The sequence below is a fragment of the Cellulomonas fimi ATCC 484 genome (assembly GCF_000212695.1).
GTDB lineage: Bacteria > Actinomycetota > Actinomycetes > Actinomycetales > Cellulomonadaceae > Cellulomonas > Cellulomonas fimi.
Genome location: NC_015514.1, coordinates 80,494 through 94,487 on the forward strand (window position 1 = coordinate 80,494; position 13,994 = coordinate 94,487).

The window sequence follows — 13,994 nt, forward strand, 5'->3', positions numbered from 1 at the left end:
TCCTTCAGCGGGCGCCGGCGGTGACCCGCGCCGGCGGGAAGTACGTGTCGCGGATGGTGGTCGACCGGCCCGTGAACCACTCGGCCACCGCGTCGGCCACGACCGGGGCCTGCGCGAAACCGCCCGTGTTGTGGCCGCCCGTGACGAGCAGGCGGCCTCCGGGGCCTTCGACGGAGTCGTCGAACAGGCCGTGGCACGAGGGGGTCCACGGCCGGACGCACACACGCCCGAGCCGTCCGGGCACCACGACGCCCTGGGCGACGCCCGCGCGGTACTGGCGGGGGAACAGCTGCTCGGCGGTCTCGTGCAGGACGCGCGCCAGGTCGACGGTCCACGCCGGGTCGGTCGTCGGCCGGTCGGCTCCGACGTACGCGTGCCCAGAGCTGAGGTGGATCACGGGCCGGCCGTCCGGGGCGCGACCGGGGATGACGTTGGCCCCGGCGCTGGACTGGTCGGACGCGAAGCCCGAGCGCGCCACCTTGAGGGGCGCCCCGAGACGGACGCCGTCGTCGGGCAGCGTGAGCCACCCGCCGGCGACCCCGGCGAGCAGCTCGCGGCCGGGCATGCCTCGCAGCGTGCCCGGCCGGGGCACCCCCGGCGAGACCACGACGTGCGTCCCGGTGACCCGCAGCCCGTCGCCCGTGACGACGCCGGTGAGCTCCCCGCCGTCCGTGAGCGAGACCTCGGCCACCTCGGTCCGCCACAGGAACCGTGCGCCGGCGGCCTCCAGGTGGGACACGGCGCGGCGCACGAACTCGTGCACGTTGATGCCGAAGCCCCGCACGCGGAGCACCCCGAGGTAGTCGGCCGACCGGTACTCGGCCATCGCGCCGAGCTCGGCGTCCACGTGCGCGGGCGAGAGCTCGTCGATCAGCGCGCCGATGGCACGTTCGCCGCGCCGGCCCGCCTCGTGCGACTCCGGGGTGAGGTAGATCCGCAGGAGGCCGTCGGTGGTGATGCCCCGGAAGAGCGCCGGGAGCCGGTCGGCGAGGTCGTTCCAGCGCTCCAGCCCTCGCCGGTTGCACGCGACGAGGACGTCGTTGAGCTCGCGGTACGTGTGCGTCGGGACCTGCCGGAACCGCTCGATCCACTCGTGGTCGCTGTCGCGCAGGTCCGCCGGCGGCACGCCCAGCCAGCCGCCGTCGGCGATCGTCCGGTCGAACTGCGTGCACTCCTCGTCGAGCGACGGGGACAGGAAGTGGTGCCGCGACTCGTTGAGCGAGACGATCCGCGCGTCGCACCCGCTGAGGGTGCAGCCCGGCTCCCCTCCTCCCGCGCCCCGCGGGTCGGGTCCTGCGTCCATCACGAGGAGCGGCACGCCGAGCTCGGCGAGGCGCAGGGCGGTCACGAGGTTCACCGCCCCCGCGCCGACGAGCACCACCCCTGCGTGGTCGTACCGGTGGTCGGGCTGTCGAGTCATGTGCGGATCCCCTGCGTCGTCGGAAGTAGGCCCAGCAGCACCTGGTTCAGGTAGACCGCGCGGTGCGTCGTCAGCAGCAGCACGGCCTGGTCGTCGGCGAACTTGGTCGCGAGGTACCGGCGGTTGGCCTCCGCGGAGGCCCGCCGGCCGGCCTGCGGCTTGTCGTGCGGGTGGTGGAACCCGACCGCGTCGTCCGCCCAGTGGTACCGGCCGCCCGCCCGGTGCAGGCGGTAGCCGAGGTCGGTGTCCTCGACGCCCCAGGACCGGAACGCCTCGTCGAACCCGCCGACCTGCACGAGGAGCTCGGTGGCGACGGACACGTTGGCCGTCCAGAAGAGGGCCCACGGCGCGGGCCACGACGCGAGCGGACCGGGGACGGCCGCGAGGCAGTGCTCCCGCGGGTCGGCCAGGTCGGGCCGCCCGGCGAGGCGGGCGAAGCCCTCGTCGGGGGCGCTGGACGTCCAGAGGTGCACGAGCGTGTCCCGGTGGGCGTCGTCCTGGTCGAACCCCAGGAGCCGGCCGACCACGACGTCGCCGACGGCCTGCGCCGCGACGTGCCGGTCGACCGCCTCGCGGTGCAGGACCACGCCGCAGTCGACGAGCACGCAGACGGGCGCCTCGGCGAGCCGCACCCCGAGGTTGCGCGCGCGTGCGGCGCGGAAGCCCTCGTCGGGCTGGAACACGTAGACGAGGCGCAGCGTGCGGGCGAACTCGTCGACGACGGCCCGGGTGCCGTCCGTCGAGCCGTCGTCGACGACGACGACGTCGAAGTCGTCGCGCGACTGCCCTCGGAGCGACTCGAGCGTGAGGCGGAGCAGGTCGGCCCGGTTGTACGTGGGCACGACGACGGTGGCGCACGGCCCCCTGCGGTGCGGCATGTGATCACGGTTCCGGTGTCGGCCGCCGGTGCTCGACGGTGCTGTCGGTGCGTGGGCTGCGCTGTCCGCGCCACCTCGACCGCTCCTCGTGAGAGCGCTCTCGGCGAGGGGGAGGACTACCCACGGCACGACCGTGCACCAGCGCGTCCCTGCGCTGTGCGACGCGCTGCGCCGCGTCCCTGGTCGTGACCGAGCCCCCTGGGCGAGGGATGCTGCCAGCAGTCACGAAGCGGCCGCTCGGGCTGTCCAGGGAGTGAGAGCGCGCCCGGCCGGCTTGACGCGGTGCGGCGCGCGGCGTCACAGGTCCCCGCGGCGGTGCGCTCAGCGGAGCTCGAGGGTCCGGGCGAGCGGGACGCCGGGGCGGTAGGCGAGGTGCGTGACGGTCGGGGCGTCGACGACGCACAGGTCGGCCCGAGCGCCGACGCGCAGGTGGCCGACGTCGTCCCGACGCAGGGCACGTGCACCGCCGAGGGTGGCGGCGCGCACCGCCTGCTCGACGGTCATCCGCAGGTGCGCGACGCCGAGCGCGACCATGAGCGGCATCGACGTGGTGAAGCAGGTGCCGGGGTTGCAGTCGGTCGCGAGGGCGACCTCGACGCCCGCGTCGACGAGCCGCCGGGCGTCGGGGAACGGGGAGCGGGTGGACAGCTCGACGCCGGGCAGGAGCGTGACGACCGGGCCGCCGTGGCGGGCGGCGTCGGCGAGCGCGGCGACGTCGGTGTCGTCGAGGTGCGTGGCGTGGTCGAGGCTCGCGGCGCCGAGCTCGACGGCCAGCCGCGCGCCCGGACCGGGGCCGAGCTGGTTCCCGTGCACGCGCAGGCCGAGTCCCGCGGACGCGGCGGCGGTGAGGACGGCGCGGGACTCGTCACCGTCGAAGGCGTGGGGTGAGCCGGGCTCGCAGAACACGTCGGCCCAGCGGGCGTGCGGAGCGCACGCGGCGAGCATGGGACCGGTGACGAGGTCGACGTAGGCGGACCGGTCGGTGCCGGGCGGCACGACGTGCGCGCCGAGGAAGGTCGTCTCGGGCGTGACCTCGCGCGCGAGCCGCAGGAGTCGCTCCTCGTGCGGCACGTCGAGGCCGTACCCGCTCTTGACCTCGAGCGTCGTGGTGCCCTGCGCGCGGGCCTCGGCGACGAGCGCCCCGAGCCGGCCGCGCAGGTCGTCGTCGGTCGCGGCGCGCGTGGCGGTGACGGTGCGCGTGATGCCGCCCCCGGTGTACGGGGCGCCGGCCATGCGCTGCGCGAACTCGTCCGCGCGGTCGCCCGCGAAGACGAGGTGGGTGTGGGAGTCGACGAAGCCCGGCAGCACGGCGCGGCCGTCGACGTCCGTGCGGCGGTCCGCGGCCGGGGCGGACCCGGCCGGTCCGACCCACGCGACGCGGCCGTCCTCGACCACGAGCGCGGCGCCGCGGACGGTGCCGAGCGGGCCGGCGAACCGCTCGTCGTGCGTGACGAGCTCCGCGATCCCCGTGACCAGGTGCGACGTCATCGGAGGTCCGCCTCACGCCACGCGGCGTCGACCGCCCGGGCCAGCAGCACGCCGACGTCGCCGAGCGCGTGCCGGCCGCCGGAGACGCGGACCCGGCCGCCGACGACGACCGTGTCCACGTCGGTGCTGCCCGCGACGAGGACGAGCTGCGCGGGGTCGGCCCCGGCCGTGCGCGGGGTGTCGGTCCGGACGGCCACGAGGTCCGCGGGGGCGCCGACGGCCAGGCGCCCACCCGTCGGGTCGCCGAGCGCCGTGTGCCCGCCCGTGGTCAGCAGGTCGACGAGCCCGGCGGGGTCGAGGACGCCCCGGGCCTCGCGTGCGACGCGCTCGTGCATCTCGACGTCCCGCGCCTCCGCGAGCAGGTCGGTGCGGACGTGCTGGTCGGACCCGACCGCCAGCCGGCAGCCGGCGGCGCGCAGCCCGGCGCCCGGGGCGAGGCCGTCGCCGAGGTCCCGCTCGGTCGACGGGCACAGGCACACGCCCGTCCCGGTGGACCCGAGCAGCGCCACGTCGGCGGGCGTGACGTGGACGGCGTGCACGGCGGTCGTCGACGGGCCGAGGGCCCCGGCGTCGGCGAGCACGCGCGTCGGCGTCGCCCCGTAGGCCGCGAGGCAGTCCTCGTTCTCCGCACGCTGCTCCGACACGTGCACGTGCAGGGGGAGCGCCCGGCGGCGGGCGTGCGCGGCGACCGCGGCGACGGCGTCGCGCGGGACGGCGCGGACGGAGTGGATCGCCGCGCCCACGGTCAGCGTCGCGTCCGGGCGCAGCGCGTCGACGCGGGCGGCCCACGCCTCGGCGTCGGTGTCGGCGAAGCGCTGCTGCGGGCCGGTCACGGGTCGCCCGATCCCGCCCGCGAGGTAGGCGGTGTCGAGCAGGGTCAGCCGCAGGCCGGCGTCCGCGGCGGCCGTCCGCAGGGCCTCCGCCATGACGTTCGCGTCGTCGTAGCGCACGCCGCCCGGCGCGTGGTGCAGGTAGTGGAGCTCGCCGACGGCCGTCACGCCCGCGAGGACCATCTCGGCGAACGTCGCGCGCGCGAGGTCGAGGTACGTGTCGGGCGTGAGCGTCGCGGCGAGGGCGTACATGCGCTCGCGCCACGTCCAGAACGTGCCGCCGTCGCCGTGCGTGCGGCCGCGCAGGGCACGGTGGAACGCGTGCGAGTGGGCGTTCGCGAACCCGGGCAGGACGACGCCCGGCAGGTGGTGGTCACCGGTCTCGGCGGGGACGCCCGTGGTGACCGACGCGAGACGACCGTCCGCGACGGTGAGACGGACCCCGTGCGCGAGGCCGTCCGGGAGCCAGGCGGCCGCGGCCCAGAACGCACGGGGGTCCGTCACGTCGCGTCCCGCGTGAGGAGGTGCGCGAGGGTCGTCGCGAGCGCGTCGACGCCCGCGAGGCAGTCGGCCTCGTCGGCGGACTCGGCCGGGGCGTGCGAGACGCCGGTCGGGTTCCGGACGAACAGCATCGCGGTCGGCACTCCTGCCGCGGCCAGGATCCCCGCGTCGTGGCCCGCACCCGTGCCGAGCAGCGGCACCCGCCCGGTGCCCCGCGCGGGGAGGCCCGGGCCGCCGAGCGTCGACGCGACCTCGTCGGCCAGGTCGGCGTCGAACCACGTCACGGGCGTCCACGACTCCTCGACCGGCGCCCACGCGGCCAGGGCCGTGAGCGCCTCGCGCACGCGCCGCTCGTCCTCGGCGCGCACGTCCAGCCAGGCAGTGACCTGCGACGGGATCGCGTTGACGCCGTTCGGCTCGACCCGCACCTTCCCGACGGTCGCGAGCGCCCCCGCCGCCACGGCCACGTCGCGGACCTGACGGACGAACGCTGCGAGGTCGAGCATCGGGTCGTGCCGGTCGGCGAGCGGGGTGGTGCCCGCGTGGTTCGCCTCGCCGCGCAGGTCCACGCGCCAGCGGCCGTGCGGCCAGACCATCCGGCCGACGCCGACGGGGACGCCCGCGTGCACGAGCCCGCGACCTTGCTCGACGTGCAGCTCCACGAACGCACCGACGCGGGCCAGCGCCTCCCGGTCGGGCCCGAGCGTCGACGGGTCCCGCCCGGCGGTGCGCAGGGCGTCGGCGAGCGTCGTGCCGTCGGCGTCCCGCAGCGCGCGCGCCCGGTCCGCGTCGAGGACGCCCGTGAGCAGCCGCGACCCTGCGCACGCGACCCCGAACCGCGCGCCCTCCTCGTCGGCGAAGCACGCGAGGCCGAGCGGCCGCGCGGGCCGCACCCCGCGCTCGCGCAGGACGTCGAGCGCCGCGAAGGCGCTCACGACGCCGAGCGGTCCGTCGAACGCGCCGCCGCCCGGCACGGAGTCGAGGTGGCTGCCGGTGACGACGCCGGGCCGGGCGTCGGGGTCGCCCCACCACGCCCACTGGTTCCCGGCCCGGTCGACGACGAGGTCGAGCCCGCGGGCCGCCGCCTCGCCCGCGAACCACTGGCGCAGCGTGTGGTCGGTCCGCGTCCACGCGAACCGCCGGTACCCAGCGCCGCACCCGTCGCGCCCGACGGGTGCGAGGTCGTCCCACGCCCGCCGGAAGGTCGTGACGCCCGCCGGGGTGCTCACGCGTCGCCCTCCCGCATGGGGACGCGGACGCCGTGCGCGTCGGCCACCTGCTCGGCCCGCGCGTACCCGGCGTCGACGTGCCGCAGCACGCCCGTCGCGGGGTCGTTCGACAGCACGCGCGCGAGCTTGCGGGCGGCGAGCTCCGTGCCGTCGGCGACGGACACCTGGCCCGCGTGGATCGAGCGGCCCATGCCGACGCCGCCGCCGTGGTGCACCGACACCCACGTCGCGCCCGACGACGCGGCGACGAGCGCGTTGAGCAGCGGCCAGTCCGCGATCGCGTCGGACCCGTCGGCCATCGCCTCGGTCTCCCGGTACGGCGACGCGACCGACCCCGCGTCGAGGTGGTCGCGACCGATGACGACGGGCGCGGCGACGTCGCCGGACGCCACGAGCTCGTTGAACCGCAGCCCGGCGCGGTCCCGCTCGCCGTGCCCGAGCCAGCAGATCCGCGCCGGCAGGCCCTGGAACGCGACGCGTTCCTGCGCGGCCCGGATCCAGCGGTGCAGGTGGTCGTCGTCCGGGAAGAGGTCGAGGACGGCCTCGTCGGTGGTCGCGATGTCGCGCGGGTCGCCGGACAGCGCGGCCCAGCGGAACGGCCCCTTGCCCTCGGCGAACAGCGGCCGGATGTACTCGGGGACGAAGCCGGGCACGTCGAACGCGCGCTCGCACCCCCCGCGGCGCGCCTCGTCGCGGATCGAGTTGCCGTAGTCGAACACGGCGGCGCCCGCGTCGAGGAACCCGACCATCGCGTCCACGTGCCGCGCCATGGACTCGCGGGCGCGCTCGGTGAGCTCGTCGGGCTTCGCGGCGGCGTAGTGGGCCCAGTCGGCGAGGTCGACCCCCAGCGGCAGGTACGACAGCGGGTCGTGCGCGGACGTCTGGTCGGTCACGACGTCGACGTCGACGCCGCGGCGCAGCAGCTCGGGCAGCACGGCCGCGCAGTTGCCGACGACGCCGACGGACAACGCCGTGCGGGAGCGCCGCGCGTCGAGGACGAGCGCGAGCGCCTCGTCGAGCGAGTCCGCGACCTGGTCGAGGTAGCGCTCGTGCACGCGGCGGTGCAGGCGGGCGGCGTCGACGTCGACGACGAGGCACGCGCCCCCGTTGAGCGTGACCGCGAGCGGCTGCGCGCCCCCCATGCCGCCGCACCCGCCGGTCACCGTGAGCGTCCCGGCGAGCGTGCCGCCGAAGCGCCGGGCCGCGACCGCGGCCAGCGTCTCGAAGGTGCCCTGGAGGATCCCCTGCGTGCCGATGTAGATCCACGAGCCGGCCGTCATCTGCCCGTACATCGTGAGCCCGAGGTGCTCGAGGCGGCGGAACTCGGGCCACGTGGCCCAGTCGCCGACGAGGTTCGCGTTCGCGATGAGGACGCGGGGCGCCCACTCGTGCGTCGTCAGGACGCCGACGGGCTTGCCGGACTGCACGAGCAGCGTCTCGTCGTCCCCGAGCGTCGTGAGCGTCCGCACGATCGCGTCGTACGCGTCCCAGGAGCGGGCCGCGCGGCCGGTCCCGCCATAGACGACGAGGTCGTCGGGCCGTTCCGCGACCTCGGGGTCGAGGTTGTTCATGAGCATCCGCAGCGGCGCCTCGGTCTGCCACGAGCGGGCGGTGAGGGTCGTGCCGCGCGGGGCGCGCACGGGGCGGGGTCCGGCGGTCATGGTGCCTCCTCGGTCGGGGGAGCGGCGGCGTCCGCCACCGCGAGCACCGTGCCCGCGGCCACGAGCGCGGCGACCGTCTCCACGTCGGGCGACAGGTGCGTGTCCGGCCCGGGACCCGCGACGCCGCGCGCGCGGAGCAGGTCGCGGACGGCACCCGTCGCGGGGGCGGGGACCGCGGGGCCGCGCAGGTCGAGCGCACGTGTCGCCGTGAGCACCTCGATCGCGAGCACGCGCCCGAGCGCGTCGACCGCCCGGCGCAGCTTGCGCGCCGCGTGCCACCCCATCGACACGTGGTCCTCCTGCATCGCCGACGACGGGATCGAGTCGACGCTGGCCGGCACCGCGAGGCGCTTGAGCTCGCTGACCAGCCCCGCTGCCGTGTACTGCGCGATCATCAGGCCGGAGTCGACGCCGGGCTCGTGCGCGAGGAACGCCGGCAGGCCGTGGTTGCGGGCGACGTCGAGGAACCGGTCCGTGCGCCGCTCGGACATCGACGCGACGTCGGCGGCGGCGATCGCGAGGAAGTCGAGCACGTACGCGAGCGGCGCGCCGTGAAAGCTCCCGTTGGACTCGACGCGCCCGTCGACGGTCACGACGGGGTTGTCGATGGCCGCGGCGAGCTCGCGCTCCGCGACGGCCCGGGCGTGCGCGACGGTGTCCCGGGCGGCGCCGTGCACCTGCGGGGCGCACCGCAGGGAGTACGCGTCCTGCACGCGCGTGCACCCCGGGCCGCGGTGGCCGGCCATGACCCCGGAGCCGTGCAGCAGCGCGCGCAGGTGGGCGGCCGAGGCGGCCTGACCGGGGTGGGGGCGCAGGGCCTGCAGGTCGGCGGCGAACACGGCGTCGGTCCCGAGCAGGCTCTCGACCGACAGGGCGGCGGCGACGTCCGCGGTCGCGAGCAGGACGTCGAGGTCGTGCAGCGCGAGGACGAGCTGGCCGAGCATCCCGTCGGTGCCGTTGACCAGGGCGAGCCCTTCCTTCTCGGCCAGCACGACGGGCGCCAGCCCGGCGCGCGCGAGGGCGTCGGCGGCGGGCAGCAGCTCGCCCGCCGCGTCCCGCACGTCGCCCTCGCCGATCAGCGCGAGCGCGCAGTGGGCGAGGGGTGCGAGGTCGCCCGAGCAGCCGAGCGAGCCGAACTCCCGCACGACCGGCGTGATCCCCGCGTCGAGCAGCGCGGCGTAGGCCTGCGCGGTGGACGGGCGGACCCCGGTGCGGCCGGTCGCGAGCGTCGACAGGCGCAGCAGCATGAGCGCACGCACCACCTCGCGCTCGACCTCGGCACCCGTCCCGGCGGCGTGCGAGCGGACGAGGCTGCGCTGCAGGTCCGCGCGTCGCTCGACGGGGATCCACCGCGTCGCCAGGGCCCCGAACCCGGTCGAGACGCCGTAGTGGGGTGTGGCGTCGTCGGCGAGCGCCTCGACCACCGTGCGCCCGGCGGCGACCGCACAGAGGGCCTCGGGGGCGAGGGAGACGCGGGCGCCGTGCCGTGCGACGGCGACGACGTCCCGCGCGCTCACGGGCCCGACGCCCACGACCACGCGCGTCGCGGCGGGTCCGGACGCGCGCGCGGGGGCGGTGCCGGGCGGTGCGGGTGCCGCGGGCCGGGGCGGCGGGGCGACGGTGCTCATGCCTCATGACACCGCCGCGCGCAGCCCTCGGTCGCCGGGCCGGACGGGGTTACCGTCTGGGATACCAGACGATGAACGGGGTGGTCGAGGTGCCGAGCAGCGACGTCCCCGCCGCCGACGCCACGCTGCGGATCCTGCGGCACCTGTCCCGGACCGGTCCGACACCTGCGACGGCACTCGCGCGCGCCGTCGGCCTGCCACGCTCGACGACGTACCACCTGCTCGCGGTCCTGCGGGAGCACGGGCTCGTCGCGCACCTGCCCGAGGAGCGCAGGTACGGGCTCGGCCTCGGGGCGTTCGAGCTCGGCTCGGCATACTCCCGCCAGGCGCCGCTGGCGCGCGCGGCCCGGCCGGTGCTGGCCCGGCTCGTCGACCAGGTGGGGGAGAGCGCGCACCTCGCGGTGCTGCACGGGCGCGAGGTCCTCTACGTCGTGGAGGAGCGCGCCCTGCGGCGCCCGCCGCTCGTGACCGACGTCGGCGTCCGCCTCCCGGCGCACCTCACCGCGAGCGGCCGGGCGATGCTCGCCGCGCTGCCCCGCCCGCAGGTCCGTGCGCTGTTCCCGGACCGCGCCGCGTTCGTCGACCGCACGGGGCTGGGCCCGACCCGGCCTGCCGAGCTCCGGGACCTGCTCGTCGAGGTCCGGCGGCGGGGGTGGGCGGCGGAGGACGGTGACGTGACGCCCGGTTTCGCGTCGGTCGGCGTCGCGGTGCGCGACCACACGGGGCACCCGATCGCGGGACTCGCCGTGACGTTCGCCCGGGCCGACGTGGACGACGCGGCGGCCGGGACGCTCGCGCAGGCCGCCCACCGGGCCGCGGCCGACCTCAGCCGGCGCGTGGGTGGTGCGGACTGACCCCACCGAGCAGGCGGCCCGCGGGTGCGGTTCCTCCGCGGCGGCGGGCTCCCTAGGCTCGGGCCATGGGCGTCACGACACCGCAGCCGACGGCCGGCGAGCTCTGCGAGGCCGTCGACGCGGCGCTGACCGAGGAGGGGCCGCGTGACGCGGCCGGGGTCGTGCGCGTGCGTGTCGGTGGAGCGGTGCTGCTGGAGCGGGCGTGGGGTGTCGTCGACCGGCGCTGGCAGCGTCCGCTCACGCTCGACGACCGTCTGCCGATGGCGTCCGGCAGCAAGGGGTTCACGGCGCTCGCGGTGCTGTCGCTCGTCGCGGACGGGACGCTCACGCTCGCGACGACGGCGCGCTCGCTGCTGGGCGACGACCTGCCGGCGGTCCCCGAGGACGTGACCGTCGAGCACCTGCTCACGCACACGTCGGGCCTCGCGGACGCGATCGACGACGACGCGGACGAGGACGCCTACCTGCTGGACGTGCCGGTCCACTCGCTCGTCTCGCCCGAGGACTACCTGGGCGTGCTCGAGGCGTGCGTCCCGCAGCGCCCGCCGGGACCGCCGCTGGAGTACCGCAACGCGGCGTTCGTGCTGCTGTCGCTGCTCGCGCAGCGCGCGTCGGGCGTCCGGTTCCACGACCTCGTGCGCGAGCGCGTGCTGCGGCCCGCGGGCATGACCCGGACCGACTTCCTGCGCTCGGACGAGCTGCCGCCCGACGCGGCGGTCGGCTACGTGCGGGTGGGTGACGCGTGGCGCTCGCACGTCCTGCACCTGCCGGTCGTCGGCGGCGGCGACGGCGGCGCGTACACGACGGCGGCCGACATGGAGCGGTTCTGGGACGCGCTGCTGGCCGGTCGCGTCGTCCCGCCCGCGCTGGTCGCCGAGGCCACGACGCCGCACGCGACGACGGCCGACGGCGCGTACGCGTACGGCCTGGGGCTGTGGCTGCCGCCGTGGGCGCCGGGCGTCGTGCAGCTCGAGGGGGAGGACGCGGGTGTGTCGTTCTGGTCGGCGCACCGGGCCGCGGTCCCCGGCGGGGCGCCCGAGGTGACGGCGACGGTCGCCGGGACGACGGCGGGCGCGGCGTGGCCGGTGGAGCGGGCCGTGCGGACGGTGCTCGGGATGCGGGGCGTCTGACCCGGCGCGGTCGGTGCGGTGCCGGGTGCCAGGGCGCCGGTGAGCGCGAGGGCGGCGAGGACGACCACCGCGCTGACGGCGGGGAGCGCGTCGATGCTGCGGTCGAGCACGAGGCCGCCGGACCAGGCGCCCGCGGCGATGCCGACGTTGAACATCGCGTTGACGGTGGCGGGGGCGAGGTCGGAGCCGTGCGACGTGCGGACCGCGACGGTCTGCAGGAGCGGAGGAGCGGCGCCGAACGCGGCTCCCCAGAGCGCGACCGCGGCGAACCCGGCGACGACGCTGTGCGGCAGGGCTGCGAGGACGACGAGGCACGCGGCTGCCAGCGCGAACGCGACGCGCAGCGTGGCGCGCGGGTGCCGGTCGGCGAACGCACCCGCGAGGAGCACGCCGGGGAGGCAGGCGAGGCCGTGGCCGAGCAGCGCCGCGCCCACGCCCGCGTCGCTCGTCCCGGCGTGCAGCAGGAGCGGGGCGACGTACGTGTAGGTGGTGTAGTGGCCGAGGGCGAAGACGACGGTGACGAGGGCGGCGCGGACGAGGGCGCCGCGTGCACCGGCCGCGGCTCGGGGCGTCGTCGCGGGGGCGGCCGCGTCGGTGCGTGCGCCCGGCGGGAGGATCACGCGTGCGAGGACCGCGAGCGCGACGAGGCCGGCCGCGGTCGCGACGAACGCGACCTGCCAGGTCCGGGTGGCGCCGACGGCGGTGCCGAGGGGGACTCCGAGCGTGAGGGCCGCGGTGAGGCCGAGGTTGACCGCGGCGACGGCGCGTCCCTGGCGGTGCGCGGGGGACACGGCGACGGCGGTCGAGATGACCACCGTGAACAGCCCGGCGTGCGCGAGGCCGCCGACGAGCCGGGCGACGAGCGCGACGGGGAAGCTGCCGAGCGCGCCGGCCAGGAGGATCCCGCCGTTGCTGAGCGCGTAGAGGGCGAGCAGGGCGACGAGCGCCCGGCGTCGGGCGACGCGGCGCAGGACGCCGGCGATCGGCAGCGCAGCGGCGGCGACGACGCCTGCGTACGCGGACATCCACCAGCCGATGCGGCTCTCGTCGACGCCGAAGGACGTCGCGAGCTGGGGCATGAGGCCGACGGGGAGCATCTCGGTCGTGACGGCTGCGAAGATCGACGCCCCGAGGACGACCAGCGCCGGGACGGGGAGCCGGTCGGCGCGCTCGGGTCGTGGGGTCACGGGATATTTATACTCTCTCGAAAAGCAAAAGGAGCCAGGTGTCCACCTTGCCGCCCCGCGCCGTCGAGCTCCTGCGCGCCGTCCACGAGCGTCCGGGACTCACGCGCGCCGAGGCCGCCAAGACGCTCGACCTCGGCACCGGAGCCCTGACGACCCTGGTCAACCGGTTGCAGGACGCCCGCATGGTCGCGCAGGCCGCGGCCGCCCCGACGGGCTCACGTGGTCGCCCGACGACGGCCCTCGTGCCGCACCCGGACGGCCCGCTCGTCGGCGTGGGACTCGTGACGCACCGCAGCTGGGTGGTCCGGGTGGTCGAGGTCGGCGGGGCCGTCGTCGCCGAGACGACCGGCGGGATCCTCGGCGCGACGGACGGTGACGCCGTGGTCCGCGACCTGCGCCGGGCCGTCGACGACCTCGACGCCCGCCTGGACGGGCGGGTGCGGGCCGCTGGGATCGCCGTGCCGGGTCCCGTGCGGGACAACCGCTGGGTCAAGGCCACCCTGCTCGACTGGTCGGACCAGGACGTCCCGGCGCTCTGGGGCGCGGTGGACCGGCCGACCGACGTCCCGCTCGTCGTCGTCGGGAACGACGCGACGCTCGCCGCCGTCGGCGAGGCCCGCCGTGGCGCGGCGCGCGGGTCGCACACCCACCTGCACCTGCACCTGGGCATCGGCATGGGCGGGGCGGTCACGGCGGGCGGGGAGGCGCTCGACGGCGACCACGGAGCCGCAGGCGAGTTCGGTCACATGCCCTTCGGCGATCCCGAGCGCGCGTGCCCGTGCGGGGCCCACGGGTGCTGGGGCAGGACGATGGACGGCGAGGACCTCGCCCGTGCGCTCGGCGACCCGACGCCGGCAGACCCGCTGGCGTACAGCGAACGGGTCCTCGACCGCGCGGCGGCGGGTGACGTGGCGGCTGCTGCGGCCGTGCAGGCGCAGGCCCGGTCGTTGGGGCGGGGCGCCGCCGGGCTCGTCAACGCGCTCGACCCGACCCTCGTGACCCTGGGCGGCCTGGCGCCGCGCCTGCTGGCCGTGGCGCCCGACGCCGTGCGTGCCGCCTACCGCAGCGGGCTCATGTCGTACCGGCGGGCGGACCCGCCCCCGCTCCGTACCGCCGGCCTGGGAGACGCCGCCCCGCTCGTCGGCGCCGCCGAGCTGGTCTGGGACCGGCTCTGGCAGACCGGGTAGC

Annotated in this window: 10 protein-coding genes and 1 pseudogene; 3 read left to right on the forward strand and 8 right to left on the reverse strand. The window is 77.0% G+C overall.

Translation table 11 applies throughout. From position 1 onward, the window contains the following. Positions 1-4: 4 nt before the first annotated feature. The 7 genes from CELF_RS00350 to hutH all read right to left on the reverse strand — a co-directional run bounded on the left by CELF_RS00350 (position 5) and on the right by hutH (position 9,635). On the reverse strand, positions 5-1,420 hold the full coding sequence (locus tag CELF_RS00350; protein ID WP_013769249.1) for an NAD(P)/FAD-dependent oxidoreductase: 1,416 nt from the start codon (positions 1,418-1,420) through the stop codon (positions 5-7). Next, positions 1,417-2,298: a glycosyltransferase gene (locus CELF_RS00355; RefSeq protein WP_013769250.1), complete on the reverse strand. Its 882-nt coding sequence runs from the start codon at positions 2,296-2,298 to the stop codon at positions 1,417-1,419. The genes CELF_RS00350 and CELF_RS00355 overlap by 4 nt, the downstream gene beginning before the upstream one ends. Positions 2,299-2,619: 321 nt before the next feature. Continuing rightward, positions 2,620-3,786 carry an imidazolonepropionase gene (hutI, locus tag CELF_RS00360; RefSeq protein WP_013769251.1) on the reverse strand — a complete coding sequence of 389 codons (1,167 nt, stop codon included), beginning with the start codon at positions 3,784-3,786 and terminating at the stop codon, positions 2,620-2,622. Beyond that, positions 3,783-5,120: a formimidoylglutamate deiminase gene (locus CELF_RS00365; protein ID WP_013769252.1), complete on the reverse strand. Its 1,338-nt coding sequence runs from the start codon at positions 5,118-5,120 to the stop codon at positions 3,783-3,785. Before CELF_RS00365 ends, hutI begins: the two co-directional genes overlap by 4 nt. Beyond that, complete coding sequence (locus CELF_RS00370; RefSeq protein ID WP_013769253.1) at positions 5,117-6,346, reverse strand: allantoate amidohydrolase; 1,230 nt, start codon at positions 6,344-6,346, stop codon at positions 5,117-5,119. Before CELF_RS00370 ends, CELF_RS00365 begins: the two co-directional genes overlap by 4 nt. Next, positions 6,343-8,007 (reverse strand): urocanate hydratase, encoded by a 1,665-nt coding sequence (gene hutU / locus CELF_RS00375; RefSeq protein ID WP_013769254.1) that lies wholly within the window; start codon positions 8,005-8,007, stop codon positions 6,343-6,345. Before hutU ends, CELF_RS00370 begins: the two co-directional genes overlap by 4 nt. Beyond that, positions 8,004-9,635 (reverse strand): histidine ammonia-lyase, encoded by a 1,632-nt coding sequence (gene hutH / locus CELF_RS00380; RefSeq protein ID WP_013769255.1) that lies wholly within the window; start codon positions 9,633-9,635, stop codon positions 8,004-8,006. The genes hutU and hutH overlap by 4 nt, the downstream gene beginning before the upstream one ends. A gap of 71 nt (positions 9,636-9,706) precedes the next feature. On the opposite strand from hutH, the gene CELF_RS00385 reads away from it, so the two are divergent. Together CELF_RS00385 and CELF_RS21005 are read left to right on the forward strand one after the other, a co-directional pair. Then, complete coding sequence (locus tag CELF_RS00385) at positions 9,707-10,489, forward strand: IclR family transcriptional regulator (RefSeq protein ID WP_013769256.1); 783 nt, start codon at positions 9,707-9,709, stop codon at positions 10,487-10,489. A 65-nt stretch (positions 10,490-10,554) separates the two neighbouring features. Then, positions 10,555-11,619 (forward strand): serine hydrolase domain-containing protein, encoded by a 1,065-nt coding sequence (locus CELF_RS21005; protein ID WP_041553286.1) that lies wholly within the window; start codon positions 10,555-10,557, stop codon positions 11,617-11,619. A 41-nt stretch (positions 11,620-11,660) separates the two neighbouring features. On the opposite strand, the pseudogene CELF_RS00395 reads toward CELF_RS21005, so the two are convergent. Then, positions 11,661-12,806: pseudogene (locus CELF_RS00395) on the reverse strand (MFS transporter); the annotation flags it as partial. Positions 12,807-12,844: 38 nt separating this feature from the next. Between CELF_RS00395 and CELF_RS00400 the strand changes: the two are divergent. Next, positions 12,845-13,993 (forward strand): ROK family transcriptional regulator, encoded by a 1,149-nt coding sequence (locus CELF_RS00400; RefSeq protein ID WP_013769258.1) that lies wholly within the window; start codon positions 12,845-12,847, stop codon positions 13,991-13,993. The last annotated feature ends 1 nt before the right edge of the window (position 13,994 follow it).